The sequence below is a fragment of the Actomonas spartinae genome (assembly GCF_051209155.1).
Lineage (GTDB): Bacteria > Verrucomicrobiota > Verrucomicrobiia > Opitutales > Opitutaceae > Actomonas.
Window position 1 is genome coordinate 1,283,965 of the sequence record NZ_JBPJGB010000001.1, and the last position, 17,794, is coordinate 1,301,758.

The following is a 17,794-nucleotide window of genomic DNA, read 5'->3' on the forward strand; positions in this document are numbered from 1 at the left end:
GCTGGGAACCAACACGTTCTCGCCTCGTTGCCTGCGACTGGTCCTCGGCGGGTTTCATCTCACCTCGTTTGTGACTCGGCATGATTCCCCGCATGCATGACCTGCCATCTTTTCCCGACTGTTCGACCGCCCGGCCCAAGCCGTGGGCGCGGCGGGAGCGACCGCAAGATCGGAGCGATTCCTGCTCCGACTGGTGGGGATCCGGCCATCGCTGAGTCCGTTTTCAACCCCATTGCCCATGAGCTCCTCCACGCTGTCTGAATTCGTCAATCGCACTAAAAATAAGGATCGGGGGCAGGGGCTCTTCGAACTTGAGACCGACCGGTTTTTGGAGGTGAACCTGAACGGTTCCATCTGGATGAAAATGGGCGCGATGGTCGCCTACAACGGGTCGGTGAAGTTCACCCGGGAGAACATGCTGTCGCAGGGCCTCGGCAACCTGTTGAAGAAGGCGGTGAGTGGGGAAGGCACGAAGCTGACGAAGGCGGAAGGGCAGGGGGCGGTGTATCTGGCCGATGCCGGGAAGAAGATCACGGTGCTGCAGCTGCAAAACGAAGCGCTGGTGGTGAACGGCAACGACGTCCTGGCCTTCGAGCCGCAGATCAAGTGCGACATCAAGATGATGCGGAAGATGGCGGCGATGCTCTCCGGCGGCCTCTTCAACGTGCGCTTGGAAGGCACGGGACTGGTGGCGATCACGACGCACTACGATCCGATCACCCTGCCGGTTGATCCGGGCTTCCCTGTCATCACCGATCCCAACGCGACGGTGGCGTGGTCAGGCAACCTTGAGCCCAATTTCCGCAAAGACGTCTCCTTCAAAACCTTCCTCGGCCGCGGCAGCGGCGAAAGCATCCAAATGGAATGGCAAGGCACCGGCTTCGTCGTCGTCCAACCCTATGAGGAAGTTTATATGCAGTCGGGGCAGTGAGCATGACCGGACCACAATCTACAAAGCTTGACCCCTCATTACCTCCCCTTCTGTTAATCGAAAACTGCGTCATTGCGACACACGATAACGCAAAACCCTGTCCTTAAATGCCAATAACAGGATATTTATCAGTTATCCCCCTGTTTTACAGGGGCTAAACAACGATGGGCGAATAAAGATGTCCGCACAGAGTGACATGGCAGATCGAATTCGGGAGCGCTTAAGAAAGAAGGCTGTTCCCGCATCGGACATGATCCGCGAGATTCGCGAGGAGTGGGGACCATCGCACGGTGTCGTAGAAGTTCACCATTTCGTTCGAGAAGTGGGCACCTGCCTCCTGTGGGGGAATGACGTTGAGGTAGGTCATATCGAGGATGGGCAGTTTGTTGCTTGGCCGGTTGAGCCCGAAGAGGCCGACGAGAGAATAGCCGAGGAGTTGGTGCCTATGGATCAGTTCTGGGAGGACCCCACCTGCTATGTATTTCGGCAGAAATAAAGAGCCCATCCAATCGCCGGAGCCAACGACGGCCAAGGCCGTCGTTGGCCGTTCCGTTGTCCTCCAAGCGAACCCCATATTTCATTCGCTGGCCGTCGCGGCTCAGCTTTAGCGTTAGCCGGTGATGAGGTCGAATCCTTCACGTGCCTGGGGCTTTGGACTTGGTGCAGCATTTATGACCCTAAATGCACTTATTTGGGGTGTCTCCTCGATGATTTATCTCTGGATGCGAGATGCAGGCAGGTCTCTCGCGTATGCGCTCTTAGCGGCGATTATCGGTTACGTCGCATCGTGCCTCTGGAAGGAAATGCGACGAGAACGTGATGAGTGGCGACGATTTGGGCTCAAACCGCTTCGCACCAAAGGAAAAACCAAACAGGCTAACCAACCGCCCGAGCCAACGAGCACCGTCGCTCCGCGCCGGCGCTCGCGGCTCAGCTGAAACGTTCTGCGTAAATGATTGATCCGGTCGCGAGACTAGTCGTTCGAATACTCATGGGTGAGCGCTACGAAGCGCCCTCAGAGGCTGATACGAGATATTGGGTGTCTGTCCTGGCTGTGTTTCCGATCATGATGGCAGGCCTCTACGTTCTCGTGCCGCACATCGGAAATGCCACACTTGTGATGGTGTGGGGCGGTCTTGTGCTTTTCATGTCCATTCTCGCAGCACTTGTCGGGGTCGTTTTTTCCATCCCGAGTAGGGCCACTCGCATTGCCATCATCCTCGTTGGATGGAGCATTCTACTGACCTACTACGGACGACAGTTCGTGCTTCTGATGCGCTATTGAAATTAAAATGAAGAAAAGGCAGAACCAGTAGGAATGAGAAGGCGTGAGTCTACCGGATCGCGGTAAGCGGCCGGTGGATACAGACTCCGCCTTATGAAGCACGCCACCACATCGACCGATAGTTCCGCCTGCACGATTGGCCTCGACCTAGGAGACCGCCGCCACGCGGCCTGCGTTCTCAACTGCCCGGGTAAGATCATCGACGAGCACACTGTGACCAACGATCGCGAGGGGCTCGCTCGCTTGAGCACTCAGTATCCCGGGGCTACCCTCGCCATGGAGACCGGCACGCACTCGCCGTGGATCAGCCGGTTCTTCACCGAGCGTGGCCACCGGGTCTACGTAGCCAACGCTCGCAAACTGCGCGCGATCTCCAAGTCCGACACCAAGAGCGATCGGCACGATGCGCGGATGCTCGCTCGGTTGTGCCGCGCGGACCCGCAGTTGCTCAGTCCGGTCACCCATCGCAGCGAGCGCTGCCAGCGGGCGTTGCTCAAGATCAAGGTGCGCGACGCGCTGGTCCGCAGCCGGGTCGCCCAAACCAACACCGTGCGCTTCCTGCTCAAGAGCCTGGGCATCCAGCTGCCCGCCGCGACCAAGGGCAGCCAGAGGGGGTCATGTCGTCACATTGTCAGCAGGGCCGGGGCCGACTTTGAGCGGCTGGGAGTGATCTGACGGGTTTGGGTCGTTACATTTGGGAGTCGGTGGCCGTTCGGTGAGGTCTTGATTGGTTTGGCAAGGGGTTCGCGGTTGCTCCTGCGGCTTCGTGCCGGAACTGTCGCACGGAACGTTTCCCGTCTATCGGAGTCTCCTGCCGACTTTTCCGCCTTCTCCCGTGGCCGATCTGTTTTCCTTTCAATTGACCTCCTTGGGGGCAGCCAGACGGGGTCATGTCGTCACATTGTCAGCAAGGTCGGGACTGACTTTGAGCGGCTGGGAGTGGTCCGACGGGTTTGTGTCGTCGCATTTGGGAGTCGGTCGTCGTTAGTTGAGGCCTTGATTGTTTTGGCAACGGGTTCGCGGTTGCTCCTGCCGCTTCGTGCCGGAACTGTCGCACGGAACGTTTCCCGTCTATCGGAGTCTCCTGCCGACTTTTCCGCCTTCTCCCGTGGCCGATCTGTTTTCCTTTCAATTGACCTCCTTGGCGATCCCGCAGGCGTTGGCCGCGGGGTTGTGCGTCATGGCCGGTGGGTTCGCCCTCCCGCTGCGTAAGGATTACGCTTCCGCCCGCTGGTTGCTGGCAGTGCTGGGGGGAGCGGCCTGGTGGGCGGCGGCCGGCGCCGCCGAGTTCTGCGCGGCGAACATGGCCGCCAAGGTCTTCTGGTCGCAGGTCTCCTATCTCGGCGTCGCCATGGGGCCGGTGTCGCTGTTCCACTTTGCCTACACCTATACCCACGACCAGCAGGCGCCGCCCCGCACCCTCAGTGCCGTGGTGATCGGACTAGGTGTCGTGGTCGTGCTCTCCGCCGCCACCAACCAGCTGCACCACCTGCACTGGCCCGAGGTGCGCCCGATCGAACGGGATGGTCTGCTCTTCGCCTACTATGGTCGGGGACCCGGGTTTTGGCTCACGGTCGCCTACTGCTATGGCTTCATGTTCGCCAGCTCGGTCATGCTGGCCGCGCACACCCTCAATCAGCGCACCGTCTTCCGCCAGCAGTCGATCGTCATCCTTCTCGCCACCCTGGCGCCTTGGATCACCAGCATCGCCTATGTTTTCCGCGTGGGTCCCTTGCCAGATCTGGACCACACACCCGTCGGCTTTGCCTTCACGGGCCTCATCCTCAGTTGGGCGGTCGCCCGGGCCCGCCTGTTTGAATTGGTCCCCATCGCCACCAATACCCTGTTCCTGCGCCTGCCCGATCCCGTGCTCGTGGTCGATCCGTCGGACCGACTCGTCCGCGCCAACGCGGCCGCCATCCAACGCCTGCCGACGCTCGAGCCGTATCTGGGCCAGTCGCTTTCCGCCTGGCTGGCCGACCGTCCCCAGCTCCTCGACGCGCTCCTCCACGCCACCGCTGTCCCGCGTCGTTTTGCCTTGGGTGAGCAGTGGTGGACGGTGGAAGCCGCCCCGCTCGATGATACCGGCGGTCAGGCCCGCGGGCGCATCCTCATCCTGCGCGATATCACCGACGCCCGCCGCAATGAGATCGCCGTGCAGCAAACCCAACGCGAGCTCGAGCAAACCCTCGCCCGGGCCGATGCGTTCGCCCGCGAAGCCGTCGCGGCCAACACGGCCAAGAGCACCTTCCTCACTCAGGTCAGCCACGATCTGCGCACGCCCCTGCACGCCATCCTGGGCATGGCCGACTCCCTGGGGGCCGGCAACCTGACCTCCACCCAGCGCGAGGCGGTGAGCACCATCACCGACGCGAGCGACATCCTGTTGCGCCTCATCAACGACCTGCTCGATCTCAGCCGCATCGAAGCAGGTCGCCTCGCGATCGCCAACGAGCCCTACCTGCTCGATGACGTGCTCGATCAGATCGCCGATTTGCTCAGCTCGGTCGCCCGGGTGAAAGGGCTGCGCCTGTTCCACTGGATCGAGCCCGGAGTGCCCGCCGGTCTGTCCGGCGACGCGGAGCGCTTCCGCCAGATCCTGTTCAATCTCGTGGGCAACGCCGTGAAGTTCACCGAACGCGGCCTGGTCACGCTGCGGGCCCGGCGCGAGGACCAGCACCTCGTGGTCGAGGTCGCCGACACGGGCCCCGGCATCGCCGCCGAACACCTCGATCAACTCTTCGAACCCTTCAATCGCGGCGACCCCCAAACCGCCCGCCGCACTGAAGGCACCGGCCTGGGGCTCGCCATCACCCAACGCCTGGCTGAAGCCATGCAGGGTCAAGTCACGGTCCGCAGTGAAGTCGGCCGCGGCTCGGTTTTCACGCTTACGCTCCCCCTCGTCGAAGCCCCTGAAGCCGCGGTGGCCGTGCAACGGCTGGGCGACGAGCTGGACTCGCTCCCGGTCGCCGTGGTCCTGGATGATCCCACCGCGCGCCGCGCGGCCCTCGCCGGCCTGCGCAGTCTCGGTCTCGAAGCCACCGAGCATACCTTCCCGCTGGCGCCGCCGCCGGCGGAGCGCACCGCCCTGGTGGTCGACGAAGGTTATGCCGGCGAGGAGAGCGTGGCCGCGTGGACTGCGGCCGGTTACCCGCTGGCCGTGATTGCCAAGCCCGAGACCAAACCCGGCACGGCTCACTTCATCCCCCTGCGCCGCCGGCGCATGGCCCATGCCCTGCTCTCGGCCACCCCCACCGAAGACCGTCGTTTCGTGGCTGCCTCGACGCCGCGTCGTCGAGTTTTGTTGGCGGATGACAATCCCCTCAGTCGCCGCGTCAGCTCCTCGCAACTCGCCCGCTGCAACTGCGAGGTGACCATCGTCGACGGTGGACGTCCCGCGCTGGCCCGCCTCGCCGAGGAGGACTTTGACATCATCGTGCTGGATGGCCAGATGCCCGATCTCAACGGCTGGGAAGTCGCGCAGCTGATCCGTGAATGGCCGCCGGAACACCGGAACACCACCACGCCCATCGTGGCCCTGACCGCCGACCTCACGCCGGATTCCCACCGCCGCTGGATCAACGCCGGCGTATCGCTTGTGCTCGGCAAACCGATCCATACCGATCGCCTGCACGAAGCGCTCGAATCCTTTCCCGCGCGATCCGGCAAGCTGGCCGGCCTTTGATCCGGCCTGGGCACACCCTCGAAAAAAACGTCGTCCGGAGGTCGACGTCCACCATGGGCGGGAAAGGGGGCCGCGGACGGGCTGGGGGCGAACCGACGAAGACCGTGAGAACGGTCACTCCACGCGGATGATCTGGGCGGTGAGCAGGACTTCGCCGCCTGAACGCGTGAGCGGGACCCGGACTTCGATGGGGAGCTCGGAGGCGGGGGCGAGGTGAAAGCTTTGCTCGAGGCGGCCGGCGAACGAGAGGGTTTGGTCGAGCTGGGCGGTGTGGGCGTAGTCGGCGAGAAATTCCACCGTCAGTTGTCGGGCGTCATCGCTGCGGTTGCGCAGGACGCTGGTGACGAGCAGCTCCGGGCCTTGCTTCCGCCAAGTCGTGTCGGTGATCTGGTAGTCCGGCGCGGGCTGGAAGAGGATCGCGACCAGCGAGACCGCCATGACGGCGAGACTGAGGCGACTCAGCCAACTGATTCCGGGTTTGGGCTGGCGTCGTGCGGGTGGGGGAGTCTCCGGCGGCACGAGGTGTTGGCGTTCCTCCGATTCCATCGCGGGGGCGCCGTCCAAGGTGGCTTTCAGTTCGGCCTGACGTTCGGCCAAGGTCTCGCCGAGTTCGTCCTCCAGTTCCGGCCCACAATGTTCGTAGAAGAACAGCGCGCGACGGAAGAGGGATTGGCGCTCGGCGGGGTCGGAGGCCAACAGGCCCTGCACACGCGACAACTCGGCCACGGCGTAGCTTTTCTCGGCCACCATCCGATCCGATCCGGCGATCAAACGATACACCTCCGCGGGAGGCAGGGTGCACACCGTCGTGGCGGGCAGGCCGGTCAACTCGTTCGCCAGTTCGTCGATCCGCACCTGGGTTTGTTCCGGGGAGTCGCCCCGCTTCATGACCTGGCGCACCAACTCCCCCAGCTTTTCAATCATGGTGAGGAGGTAGTCTCGGTGCATCGACATCACCTCTTGGCTAGCGGAGGCGTCCCCGAAGGCCACGCCCAAAAGCCCCGCGCTGGCGGGGACGGTTCCGCGCTCGACTGGTTTACGCTGGGACCGATTTCGACCGAAAACCGGTCGGGATCGGTGGCCTCGGGGTGGGGTTTGGGTAGGGTCCGGTTCCTCACGGCCCCGGCCGTGTTCGTTCACCCTTCGTGTTCCGTTTCCCCATGTCTGATATCCGCCTGACCGAGACCTTTAAGGAGTTTTTCAACAACGAGAAGTCCGCCGGCTTTGTGCTGATCGCCTGTTCGATCCTGTCGCTGCTGGTGGCCAACTCGGCCTTGTCTTCGTCCTACCTCGGCTTCTGGCAGAGTTATGTCGGCGGGTTGACCGTGGCCTACTGGGTCAATGACGGGTTGATGGCGGTGTTTTTCCTGCTCATCGGCCTCGAGCTGAAGCGCGAGCTCTACAAGGGTGAGTTGTCCGACCTGAAGAGTGCGATGCTGCCGATTTTCGCGGCGTTGGGTGGCATCGCGCTGCCGGCGCTGATTCACTTCGGCTTCAACGCGGGGCTGCCCACGCAGAAGGGGTTCGGCATCCCGATGGCGACCGACATTGCGTTCGCGCTCAGCGTGGTGGCCTTGGTCGGCAGCAAGGCGCCGGCATCGCTCAAGATCTTCCTCACGGCGGTGGCGGTGATCGACGACCTGTGTGCGATCATCGTGATCGCGCTGTTTTATTCGGCCAAATTCTCGGCGGTGTATCTGGGGCTGTCGTTCGGCGTCCTGGCGATCCTGGCGGTCTTGAACCGCATGCGGGTGATGACGCTCTGGCCCTTCCTGCTGGGCGGGGCGCTGACGTGGTTCTTCATGCTGCAGTCGGGTATCCATGCGACCATCGCCGGGGTGTTGTTGGCGTTCACGATTCCGTTCACGCCGGTGCGCGATGATGTGAAGTCGCCGTCCTACATCGTGGAGCATTTCCTGCACAAGCCGGTGGCGTTTTTCATCATGCCGGTCTTCGCGCTGTGCAACACGGGCATCGTGATCGGCGCGGACTGGGCGGCGAGCCTCACGAGTCCCAACAGCCTGGGCATCTCCACCGGCCTGCTGGTCGGCAAGGTCGTGGGCGTCACGGTCTTCAGTCTCATCGCGGTGAAGCTGGGCGTGTGCAAACTGCCGCTGGGCATGGGCTGGAGCCACGTGACCGGCGCCGGCTTCCTCGCGGGCGTCGGTTTCACCATGTCGATCTTCATCACCAACCTGGCCTACAAGACGACGCCGGAGCTGGTGAACAGCTCCATCATGGCCGTGCTGCTGACCTCGCTCGTGTCGGGAATCATTGGATACGTGTGGCTCAGCGCCGCGGGTAAACAGAAGACGAGTTGAACCGCCGATGTCGCAGGTCAGATGGACTGGATGGATGCCGAGGGGCAGATGGGTTTCTTTAACCGCAGATGACGCGGATGGGCGCAGATCAGGTAGGATGGGTGCCGAGGGGCAGATGGGTTTTTAACCACAGATGTCACAGAGGGGCACAGAGGGTGGGTCGGCTCTGTGTTTTTCTGTGTCATCTGTGGTCCAATGTCGTTGCCTCTCCGCATCTGCGATCATCTGCGTGATCTGCGGTTTAGTCCTCAGTCGGGTTGAACCGCAGATGGCGCAGATGGGCGCAGATCAGGTAGGATGGGTGCCGAGGGGCAGATGGGTTTTTAACCACAGATGTCACAGAGGGGCACAGAGGGAGGGGAGGCTCTGTGTTCTTCTGTGTCATCTGTGGTCCAATCTCGATGCCTCTCCGCATCTGCGATCATCTGCGTGATCTGCGGTTGAAGGAAATGACGTGGTTGACCGCAGATGACGCGGATGGGCGCAGATCAGGTAGGATGGATGCCGAGGGGCAGATGGGTTTTTAACCACAGATGTCACAGAGGGGCACAGAAGGTGGGGAGCCTCTGTGTTTTTCTGTGTTCATCTGTGGTCCAATCTCGTTGCCTCTCCGCATCTGCGATCATCTGCGTGATCTGCGGTTGATGGAAATGACGTGGTTGACCGCAAATTTCGCGGATGGGCGCAGATATTGAGGGAGGGGTGGAGGGGGAACACTGATCCTCGCTGATCTACGCTGATGCGGATGAGCACAGATGAGCGTTCCTGTTCCGCCGGGCGGATCTGCGATCATCTGCGTCATATGCGGTTTCTAAGCGTTGGGTCTGGAACGCGGATGACGTGGGGCGGAGCGCCCGCCAGCGGGCGGCCTACGGAGGGGTTTGGGACCGGCCCATAAAAAAGCCCCTCGCGCCGCGCTGGTGTGGCGGCGGAGGGGCGAAAGGGGGAGGCGCGGTGCGGATCAGCTCGAGGGGCTGACCACGATCACGTTGCCGGTGCCCGGGACTTCGACGACCACCTGGCCTTGGTTGGCGGCGGTGGCGGCAGCGGCCAGAGCAGTCTGCAGCGCGGTGCGCTGAGTGGCGGTCATCTGGCCGAGGTTGGCGATGGTGAGCTCGTTGTTGGAGCCATCGGTTGTGCCCGCGCCCGTGCGGGTCACGGTGACGGTGGTGCCGTCGGCGGCCCACTCGATGAGGAAGGTGCCATAGGAGAGGTTCAGGGAAGCGGTCAGGATGGTCGGTTGTTCGACGGTTTCTTCGACTTCGACCTCCTCGATCACCAGGTCCGCCTCGTTGGCATCCTGTTCGATGAGCTCGGTGGTTTCGGCGTCGGCGACGATGACAGCCGTGCTGGCCTCGTCGGTGATGGTCGCGGCGGCGAGACCGGTGTCGGAGGCGACGGCGGCGGCGACATCGTTCACGGTCGTGCCGACACCGCTGGCGTTGGCGACGGCGACGGCGTTGGCGGTGATGCCACCGACCAGATTGGTTTGCCCACCCGCGACGGCCGAAGCGGTGGCGGCGGCGGCGATTTGATTGACCTGGGTCGGAGCAGCGGCGACGGCGGCACGGGCAATGGCCACGGCGGCGGCGGGGCGCTGGGCAACCACGGCGCGGGTGATCGTGCCGGCGGCGGCGGGATTGGTCTTCACGGCGGCGTTGGTCAGGGCGGCGACCGCACCGTCAGAGAGGCCTGGGTTGTTTTGGACCACGGCGGCGGCGGCCTGCGCGATCTGTTCCGGCGTGGCCGTGGCGACGTCGAGGCCGACGAGGGCAAGCTGGGCACTGATCGCCGCGTCGAACACGGCTTCGGTGGCGGCAGCGATATCGGCCTCGCTGGCGGTATCCAGCGCGAGGCCGTTCATGGCCAGTTGGGCGTTTACTTGGTCAGTGAGGCTTTGGGCCGAAGCAGCGGCGGCGAAAAGAAGTGCAGCCGCGATGGTCAAAATAAAACGACGGTTCATGGGAGTGGTGGGCAGATGATGGTTGGTGAGGGCGGTGGGCGTGAGAAGGAGGTGTTTCACCTGCAGACTCGCCATTCGTCCATGATCGGGATCGATATGAGCGCATTTTTACCGCGCAACCGGAATCCGTTGGGGTTACAAAGTTGTCCGGCGGCGTGAGGTAGCGGGCCCGGGCGGGCTACCATGGGAGGAGTTGAACCGCAGATGGCGCAGATGGGCGCAGATGTTTTTTTAACCACAGAGCGCACAGAGAATTGTTAAGTCCCTGTGAACGCTGTGCTCTCTGTGGTCCAACCACGTTGCCTCTCCGCATGTTCATTCGCCTGCCCGACGGGCACCCGTCTCAATCACCCCTTCGCTCCGCTTCGGGGCACCTCTCTTCGTTCGGCACCATCTCCGCGCATTCGCGCTTCGTCCGCGTTTCTCTGCGTCATCTGCGGTTGAAAATAAGGACCTGGTTGACCGCAGATGACGCCGATGGGCGCTGATGAGGTAGGCTGGGTGCCGAGCGCCGGAAAAAGTTATTCTCAAAAACCTGTCACCTCGGCGCGCTTGGGTGGCCCCTATGGATGAAGCCCGTTGCGGCGGGCGCTCAGTTCCAACCCACCGTCCACCCTCCAACCGATCTTAAAATGAAATCTCAAGACTCCTCCGCCAAGCCCTCTCCCGTCGTCCTCGTCGCATTCTTTTGCGCCATGGCCTCCGTCGGCATCGCCGCGCTCGCCTTCTGCCTCAACCGGGAGATGAGCGCGCTGTTCCTCATCAGCACTGCCTTCATGGTGGCCTGCCCGGCTGCGATGGGGGTCGGCATCGCGAAGTTCATGCTGCAGGATCCGACGCGAGCCGATCGCGACTGAACCGCCGCCGAACGCCGATGGGCGCAGGTGCTGAGAGGCAGGTGCCTTTTGAGCCACAGAGGTCACCGAGGGGCACGGAGTGCGTCGGAGACTGAGAGGCAACGCGACGCCGTCGGGGACCACCGCGTTCGCGGGACAGGCGTCGTCGTCCACCTGGGAGCTTGAGGTGGACCGCGACCTCCGGACGCGGTGCTGCGGGGGAGTGGAGAACGTGGGCGCAGGTGCTGAGAGGCAACGTGACGCCGTCGGGGACGTCGGCGTCCACCTGGGGTCTTGAGGGTCCTGTGAGTTTGCCGGGCCGGCGAATTCGCGGTAGGGATGTCGTCGTTTGCCATACCCCGTCGTTTCCGTTCTTCCTGCCATGCTTTCGCTGTTTTCTTCCCTGGTCTCCGGTCGCGTTCTGCGGCTGGGTGTTTTCCTTTCGTGTTGGGTCGGTGCCGCCGGCGCAGCCGACGTGGTCACCTATGAGCAGTTCGGCGCGGTGGGGGACGGCCTGACGGATGACCTGCCGGCCATCGTCGCGGCCCACGCGCACGCCAATGTAGAGGGTCTGCCGGTGCGGTCCGATCCGGACGCCACCTACCACCTTGGGCGGCAGGCGCTCACCGTCGCGATCCAGACGTCGACCGATTGGAGCACCTCACGCTTCATCATCGATGACAGCCAGGGCGTGGCGGACCACCGGCGCGCCCTGTTTGAAGTGCAGTCGCGCTTTGAGCCGGTGCCGCTGGCGATCGAGCGCCTCGCGGCGGGGCAGGAGCGGCTCGATGCGCGCCCCGAGACCGATCTGTTGGTGTTGGTGGAGAACGCCAACCAGCGTCGTTTCATTCGACGGGGCCTGAACGTGAATTCCGGCCACCCGCAGAACGAGGTCTTCATCGTGCGCCGCGACGGCACGATCGAGGGGGCGATCGAGTGGGACTACGAAACCGTGACCCGGGTTGAGGCGCGGCCGATTGATCCGGAGGTGCTGGTGCTGCGCGGCGGCTTTTTTGTTCACATCGCGAACCGGATGCAGCAGCCGGTGGGCTACAACTATTGGGGCCGCAACATCCGTATCCTACGTTCCAATACAGTGATCGAGGGCCTCTCCTGCGAGGTGACGGGCGAGACCGACTTCGGCCATCCTTACAATGGCTTTCTGCGCGCGGAAAAGGTGGCCAACATCACCTTTCGCGACTGTCGGGTCGACCCGCACAAGGTTTACCCGACGATCGGCTCTGCCGGTAAACCCGTGCCGATGGGCACCTACGGTTATCGGGCCGATCTGGTGGTGAACTTCACCATGAGCGGGTGCCGGATGGGGGACATTCACGACCGGACGCGCTGGGGCGTGGCGGCGACGAACTTCATGAAGAACGTGCTCGTCGAGGACTGTGTGATCTCGCGCATGGACGTGCACATGGGCGTGTCGGGCGGTTATGTGATCCGCGCCTCCACGCTCGGGCACATGGGTCTCAACGCCATTGGTCGGGGGCGGCTGCTCGTCGAGGACTCCACCGTGCACAGCTGGCGCTTGATCAGTTTTCGGGAAGACTACGGCGCGACGTGGGCCGGCGACGTGGTGATCCGCAACAGCCGGTGGGTGCCACCGGCGTGGAGCGGGGAGACGCTGGCGATGTTCGGGGTGCGCAATGACGGCACCCATGACTTCGGTTACCCGTGCTCGATGCCGACCACGATCACGGTCGATGGGCTGACGATCGACGACGGGCCGCCGCATGACGGCGTATCGCGGGTGGTGTTGTTCGACAATCCGAGCGGCGCGCTCGACCCGAGCCTGCCGCATCCGTATCGCCCGACCGCGCGGGTGGAGATTCGCGGACTGGCGACCACGAGCGGTTTGGCTCCGCGCGTGAGCAGTGACCCGCGCTTGGCTGAGGTGGTGGACGTCGTGAAGGTGGGCGATTGAGGCTGGGAAACCGCCGATGCTCCTGCGGCGCACAAGTCGTGCGGATGGATTCCGATAGCCCCTAGGCTGTAGCTAGGCTGAGGGGCAGGGAGTTTTTTGACCACGGATGGACACGGATAAACACAGATGCGGAGGGGCAATGCTCACGCCGTCGGGGACGTCGGCGTCCACCTTATTGCGGTGTGGTGAACGGTGGCCTCCGGACGCGGTGGTGCGGTGGAGTGGCGCTGTGCCCTTCCGGTCAGCCGAGAGGCAGGATGGGATTGAACCGCGAAGATCGCGAAGCCAACGGCAACGCGCAGAACAACGGAGACGGTCCCACCACAGATGACCACAGATGCCGTGGGGCAACGCTCACGCCGTCGGGGGCGTCGGCGTCCACCTGTTTGCGGTGAGGTGAACGGTAGCCTCCGGACGCGGTGGTGCGGTGGAGTGGCTTCGCGACATTCGCGGGTTAAAACCACGTTGCCTCACAGCATCCGCGTTGATCAGCGAAATCTGCGGTTCCAGTTCGCGGTTTGTTTCTTGCCAATGGGCCCAAGTTTCACGGAGCCGCGCTAAAGAAGGAGTTATTGCAGGGAATTTGCTTAAATCGTGAACCGATCACGCTGGTTCATGTTGGTGCTAGGGGAACTGACCAAACTTCGGGGCGGTGCCTGCGGGCGTTGCCCCCTGACTCAATCCCACCGCTCGGCCGCTGCCGAGGGGTGCTTGGTCCAACTGCAAGAACCTCCAATCAAAATTATGAAACGAGATATTCTGAAACTAGGCGCCGTCGCTTTGCTCGCCGCAGGCACCACGTTCGCCGCCCACTTCACGCCCATTCGCTTTGTCGCCAATCTGAGTGGCGCCAACGAAGTGCCCGCCGTCACGACCGACGCCTGGGGCAATGCGGAGCTGACCCTTTATCCCGAGGACAACACCTACAAACTCACCGTCACCGCGTCCGGTTTGAGTGGCGCGATCACGGGCTCGCACATTCATGAGGCCGCCGCCGGTGCCAACGGCGCCGTGGCCATCGGCTTGGGTGACTCCTCGGCCTACACCATGGCCGCCAACGGCTTTCACGCCGGCACCTTTGAGGGCACCTACACCGGCGACCTCTCCGCGCTGCTCGCGGGTGGGGCCTATGTGAACATCCACACGGCCGACAATCCGGGCGGCGAACTGCGCGGTCAGTTGAACCGCCAGATCGATGGTCGCATCACCGCGCTCAACTATTCCGGCCGCGGCCTCATCAACCCCGGCAACGGCCAGGTTGGCACGCTCTTCGGCGGCTGGGTGCTCGGCACCGAAACCAAGGTCCTCATTCGCGCCGCGGGTGAGAGCCTGAGCAACTTCGGCGTGGACAACGCGCTGCCGGACGCCGCGATCGAACTCTTCAACGGCGCCTCGGAAATGATCGCCAGCAATGACGACTGGAAGACCACGCAGTGGATGAACATCCAAAGCACCGGCTTCGCGCCGCTCGTTGACAGTGATGCCGCCATCGTGGCCACGCTCCCGGCCGGCGCCTACTCGGCGCAGGTGGACTCCACCAAGGGTGCCGGCGTCGCCGTGCTTGAGGTCTACGTGCTCGGCATGGACGACCTCGTCGCCACGCTCTCCGCCACCGGCATGCACGATACCCTCGTGACCGCGCTCGAAGCGGCCGACCTCGACGGCGTGCTGATGGGCCCGGGTCCGTTCACGGTCTTCGCCCCGACCGATGACGCCTTTGCGGCGCTGCCCGCCGGTGCCTTGGACAACCTGCTGCTGCCGGCCAACAAGGCCGACCTGCAGGCCACCTTGCTCTACCACGTGATCACCGGCGCGGTGCTCTCCACCGACTTGAGTGACGGCATGACGGCTTCGACTCTTCAGGGCTCCGACGTGACCATCACCTTGCCGGAAGCGGGTGGCGTGATGGTGAACTCCGCCACGGTGCTCGAGGCTGACATCCAGACCGCCAACGGTGTGATCCACCCGATCGACACCGTGCTCATGCCGTGAGCGTGAGCGGATCGGCGAATGTCGTATCCACGATCCGGTGACATTTGCAACGGCCCCTGCTTCGGCGGGGGTCGTTTCGTTTTGTCCAAGCGATCAGAGATTAAGTCCGCTGTAGGGGAGGTCGTTGACCTCGGCCCGGGGGACACGGAAACCGGGGTCACCGACCCCGGCTACAGTCAGGTCGGTCACGGTGAAGGCGAGTCGACGTCATACCCGTCGCTGGGCCTTTAGCTTGTAGCCGAGGTCGTTGACCTCGGTGCGGACGGTCGGTGAAGACCGGGGGCAGCGACGCCGGCTACCGTCGCGCGGGCGGTGGTTGGATCGCGCCGCGCTCAGCGAAAGAAGGTGGTGGCGGGCTCGGCGTTGCCGGCGCGGCGCGGCGCGCTGGCGGGGCGCCGGACCGGTGAGGGGATCCGACGTTCCGGGCGACGCTGAGACGTGCCGGGGGCGGCGACGCCGCAAAGTTGGCAGAGGGTTTCGACGGCTTGCTGCAGGACGGTGGCCTGGGCGTTGAGTTCCTCGGCGGCGGCGGCGGTTTCCTCGGCGGCGGCGGCGTTGGTCTGGGTGACCTGATCGATCTGCGAGGTGGCGGTGTTCAACTGGTCGATGCCGCAGTTCTGTTCCTGCGACGCGCGGGCGATCTCGGTGATGTGGGAGCTGAGGTCGAGGATCTGGCGTTGGATGTTCGAAAAGTGTTCGGCGACGAGATTGCTGGTTTCGGTGCCGTGGCGGCCTTTGGCGACCGAGCTCTCGATGCGGGAGGCGGTTTCCCGGGCGGCTTCGGCGGAGCGTTTGGCGAGGGCGCGGACTTCATCGGCCACGACCGCGAATCCGGCGCCGGCTTCACCTGCGCGGGCGGCTTCGACCGAGGCGTTGAGCGCGAGGATGTTGGTTTGGAAGGCGATCTCGTCGATGGTCTTGATGATCGCGGTCACTTCGGCGGAGGCGCGTTGAATCTCGGTCATGGAGGCCTGCAGGGCGTCGATGTGACGACTGCCCTGATCGGCCGATGCCTGGGCGGTGCCCACGATGCGTTCGGCGTCCTGGCTGTGGTCGGCGTTGCGGCCGGCCATGGAGGAGAGTTCCTCGATGGCGGCGGCGGTTTCCTCGACGGAGGCGGCCTGTTCGCTGGCGCCGGCGGCGAGGGTTTGGCTGGAGCCGGAGACCTGGTTGGCGGCGGTCGCGGTCTGTTGCGCACCGTCGCCCAGGGCGGTGGCCAGGTGGGACAGCGGTCGGGTGATGCTGCGGGTGAGGATGAGGGCGAGACCGATGCCGAGGACGACCGCGGAGAGGGCGAAGCCGATCACGTTGCGCTGGGTGCGGACGATGTCCGCGGCGAGGGTTGCGCCGAGTTGGTTTTGCTGATCCAGCAGGATTCGTTCGAAGTCTTCGACGTCGTGCTTGAGGACGTCGGTGAACTTCCCGAGTGAGGCGATGGCCGCCTGGATGCGGTCGTCGTTCTGATCCTTGATCGCGGCGAGCAGGTCGTTGGCGCCGGCGTGAAAGGTGGAGATTTCCTGCGCAATGGCCCGCAGGTGGGCCTGGAGCTCCGGCGCGGGGTAGGCCGCTTCGGCTTCGTGCAGGCGGGCTTCCAGCGCGAGCTGGTGTTGTTGGTAATTTGACCAGTCCGCCGGGTCGCGGGTCAGCGCCAGCTCCTTGGTCGCGAGGTCGGCCTCAAAGAACTCGGTGAGCAGCGCCACGGTTTCGGCGTTGGTGTTGGCGCGCTGTTGGAACCGGCGGAAATCGGCCAAGGCGTGGTGCAGGCTCAGGTAGCTCTCAAGCGCGAGCCCGGTCAGCACGAGGAGCATGGTGCCAAAACCAAACTGCAAACGGCGGCCGACGGTCCACGTCGTCATGCCGCGTTGGGCGAAAATGCGGATCGCGGCGAGCACCCCGGTGACAGCGAGGGCGAGCCCTGCGATCAGGATCCCGATCTCGCGCACCCGGTCGGCAGCCGAGGCTTCGTCATCGGCGCCGACGGAGGAAGGTCCGACCGCCAGGACGGTTCCAACGTCAATGGGTTCGGGCGCCGCCAGACAGCCACTGGCGATTGCAGAGAACGTAAAGAACAGCGCAAGGAGGCCAGCGGGCGTTGAAGGAGGTTGCATGAGCGCGGAAGGAGTGGGGATGCCATCGTCCCACCGGAGGCCGGGCTTAATGTCTTTCCGCGAGGGAAATACGTAGGCATTGCGAAAAGTGGACGGTTCACAGGTGGGGTGACCTCGATCGTGACCATTGGCACATGTGAGAACGGGGGGGACTGCGGTAGGCTGGAGGGGTTATGCAACTTATCCGTTCGTTTTCGCGTGTCCTTCGGCCTTTGGCGGGGATGCTGGTTATTGCCGGTGTGGTCGGGGCGCAGATGCCCGACTTCAAAGCTCCCGCTCAGGCGGCGGTGGGCGAACTCAAAGTCATGGTTGGCGAATGGCGCGGTTCGGGTTGGGCCATGCAGCCGGACGGCTCACGCCACACCACGCACGTGCACGAAACGGTCGTGGCCAAACTCGACGGCACGGTGCTGCAAGTCGAAGGGCGCGGCACGGGTGACGATGGCGCGCTGGCGCACGATGCGCTGGGGCTGATCTACTTCGACAACATGACTCGCGGGCTGAAGATGAGCTCTCATCTCGCGCGCGGCATGCATATGCTGGCGGACATGGAGGTGCTCGAACCGAATCGGCAGCTGCGTTGGGGCTTCGAAATGCCCGGTGGCCAGATCCGTTACACGATCACCTTCAAGGACGACGGCCAGACCTGGCACGAGATCGGTGAATTTTCCCCCGACGGCACCCAGTGGTTTCCGACCCTGGAGATGACGCTGCAGCGTGTGGTGGACTGAGCGTTCGCC

Annotated in this window: 13 protein-coding genes; 10 read left to right on the forward strand and 3 right to left on the reverse strand. The window is 63.8% G+C overall.

Translation table 11 applies throughout. From position 1 onward, the window contains the following. Positions 1–238: 238 nt before the first annotated feature. The 5 genes from AC0MRV_RS05275 (at position 239) to AC0MRV_RS05295 (ending at position 5,901) form a co-directional block, all read left to right on the forward strand. Entirely contained in the window at positions 239–931 is a 693-nt protein-coding gene (locus AC0MRV_RS05275) for an AIM24 family protein (RefSeq protein ID WP_472763389.1), read from the forward strand. A gap of 196 nt (positions 932–1,127) precedes the next feature. Next, positions 1,128–1,427, forward strand: coding sequence for a hypothetical protein (locus AC0MRV_RS05280; protein WP_472763390.1), 300 nt, complete (start codon positions 1,128–1,130; stop codon positions 1,425–1,427). 495 nt (positions 1,428–1,922) lie between these two features. Then, complete coding sequence (locus AC0MRV_RS05285) at positions 1,923–2,216, forward strand: hypothetical protein (protein ID WP_472763391.1); 294 nt, start codon at positions 1,923–1,925, stop codon at positions 2,214–2,216. A gap of 93 nt (positions 2,217–2,309) precedes the next feature. Beyond that, positions 2,310–2,891: an IS110 family transposase gene (locus AC0MRV_RS05290; RefSeq protein WP_472763392.1), complete on the forward strand. Its 582-nt coding sequence runs from the start codon at positions 2,310–2,312 to the stop codon at positions 2,889–2,891. 433 nt (positions 2,892–3,324) lie between these two features. After that, on the forward strand, positions 3,325–5,901 hold the full coding sequence (locus AC0MRV_RS05295; RefSeq protein WP_472763393.1) for a hybrid sensor histidine kinase/response regulator: 2,577 nt from the start codon (positions 3,325–3,327) through the stop codon (positions 5,899–5,901). Between the two features lie 114 nt (positions 5,902–6,015). Here the strand turns inward: AC0MRV_RS05295 and AC0MRV_RS05300 are convergent, their stop codons facing one another. Beyond that, positions 6,016–6,849 carry a hypothetical protein gene (locus AC0MRV_RS05300; RefSeq protein ID WP_472763394.1) on the reverse strand — a complete coding sequence of 278 codons (834 nt, stop codon included), beginning with the start codon at positions 6,847–6,849 and terminating at the stop codon, positions 6,016–6,018. Between the two features lie 212 nt (positions 6,850–7,061). Here AC0MRV_RS05300 and nhaA point away from each other — a divergent pair, with 212 nt between their 5' ends. Continuing rightward, positions 7,062–8,222 carry a Na+/H+ antiporter NhaA gene (gene nhaA / locus AC0MRV_RS05305; RefSeq protein ID WP_472763395.1) on the forward strand — a complete coding sequence of 387 codons (1,161 nt, stop codon included), beginning with the start codon at positions 7,062–7,064 and terminating at the stop codon, positions 8,220–8,222. Positions 8,223–9,183: 961 nt separating this feature from the next. Here nhaA and AC0MRV_RS05310 read toward each other — a convergent pair. Continuing rightward, complete coding sequence (locus AC0MRV_RS05310; RefSeq protein ID WP_472763396.1) at positions 9,184–10,185, reverse strand: hypothetical protein; 1,002 nt, start codon at positions 10,183–10,185, stop codon at positions 9,184–9,186. A gap of 632 nt (positions 10,186–10,817) precedes the next feature. Here AC0MRV_RS05310 and AC0MRV_RS05315 point away from each other — a divergent pair. The 3 genes from AC0MRV_RS05315 to AC0MRV_RS05325 all read left to right on the forward strand — a co-directional run bounded on the left by AC0MRV_RS05315 (position 10,818) and on the right by AC0MRV_RS05325 (position 14,946). Beyond that, on the forward strand, positions 10,818–11,042 hold the full coding sequence (locus AC0MRV_RS05315; protein ID WP_472763397.1) for a hypothetical protein: 225 nt from the start codon (positions 10,818–10,820) through the stop codon (positions 11,040–11,042). A gap of 361 nt (positions 11,043–11,403) precedes the next feature. Beyond that, on the forward strand, positions 11,404–12,954 hold the full coding sequence (locus AC0MRV_RS05320) for a hypothetical protein (RefSeq protein ID WP_472763398.1): 1,551 nt from the start codon (positions 11,404–11,406) through the stop codon (positions 12,952–12,954). 744 nt (positions 12,955–13,698) lie between these two features. After that, positions 13,699–14,946 (forward strand): fasciclin domain-containing protein, encoded by a 1,248-nt coding sequence (locus AC0MRV_RS05325; RefSeq protein WP_472763399.1) that lies wholly within the window; start codon positions 13,699–13,701, stop codon positions 14,944–14,946. 332 nt (positions 14,947–15,278) lie between these two features. On the opposite strand, the gene AC0MRV_RS05330 is transcribed toward AC0MRV_RS05325, so the two are convergent. Next, entirely contained in the window at positions 15,279–17,054 is a 1,776-nt protein-coding gene (locus AC0MRV_RS05330) for a methyl-accepting chemotaxis protein (protein WP_472763400.1), read from the reverse strand. Between the two features lie 221 nt (positions 17,055–17,275). Between AC0MRV_RS05330 and AC0MRV_RS05335 the strand changes: the two genes are divergently transcribed. Further along, positions 17,276–17,785 (forward strand): hypothetical protein, encoded by a 510-nt coding sequence (locus AC0MRV_RS05335; RefSeq protein WP_472763401.1) that lies wholly within the window; start codon positions 17,276–17,278, stop codon positions 17,783–17,785. Positions 17,786–17,794: the final 9 nt, after the last annotated feature.

Bases quoted from the DNA above. Each gene is read 5' to 3' on its own strand.
- AC0MRV_RS05335 (WP_472763401.1), top strand. From the start codon at position 17,276: ATGCTGGTTATTGCCGGTGTGGTCGGGGCGCAGATGCCCGACTTCAAA.
- AC0MRV_RS05280 (WP_472763390.1), top strand. From the start codon at position 1,128: ATGGCAGATCGAATTCGGGAGCGCTTAAGAAAGAAGGCTGTTCCCGCA.
- AC0MRV_RS05300 (WP_472763394.1), bottom strand. From the start codon at position 6,849: ATGCACCGAGACTACCTCCTCACCATGATTGAAAAGCTGGGGGAGTTG.
- AC0MRV_RS05290 (WP_472763392.1), top strand. From the start codon at position 2,310: ATGAAGCACGCCACCACATCGACCGATAGTTCCGCCTGCACGATTGGC.
- AC0MRV_RS05285 (WP_472763391.1), top strand. From the start codon at position 1,923: ATGGGTGAGCGCTACGAAGCGCCCTCAGAGGCTGATACGAGATATTGG.
- AC0MRV_RS05320 (WP_472763398.1), top strand. From the start codon at position 11,404: ATGCTTTCGCTGTTTTCTTCCCTGGTCTCCGGTCGCGTTCTGCGGCTG.
- AC0MRV_RS05330 (WP_472763400.1), bottom strand. From the start codon at position 17,054: ATGCAACCTCCTTCAACGCCCGCTGGCCTCCTTGCGCTGTTCTTTACG.
- AC0MRV_RS05315 (WP_472763397.1), top strand. From the start codon at position 10,818: ATGAAATCTCAAGACTCCTCCGCCAAGCCCTCTCCCGTCGTCCTCGTC.
- nhaA (WP_472763395.1), top strand. From the start codon at position 7,062: ATGTCTGATATCCGCCTGACCGAGACCTTTAAGGAGTTTTTCAACAAC.
- AC0MRV_RS05275 (WP_472763389.1), top strand. From the start codon at position 239: ATGAGCTCCTCCACGCTGTCTGAATTCGTCAATCGCACTAAAAATAAG.
- AC0MRV_RS05310 (WP_472763396.1), bottom strand. From the start codon at position 10,185: ATGAACCGTCGTTTTATTTTGACCATCGCGGCTGCACTTCTTTTCGCC.
- AC0MRV_RS05325 (WP_472763399.1), top strand. From the start codon at position 13,699: ATGAAACGAGATATTCTGAAACTAGGCGCCGTCGCTTTGCTCGCCGCA.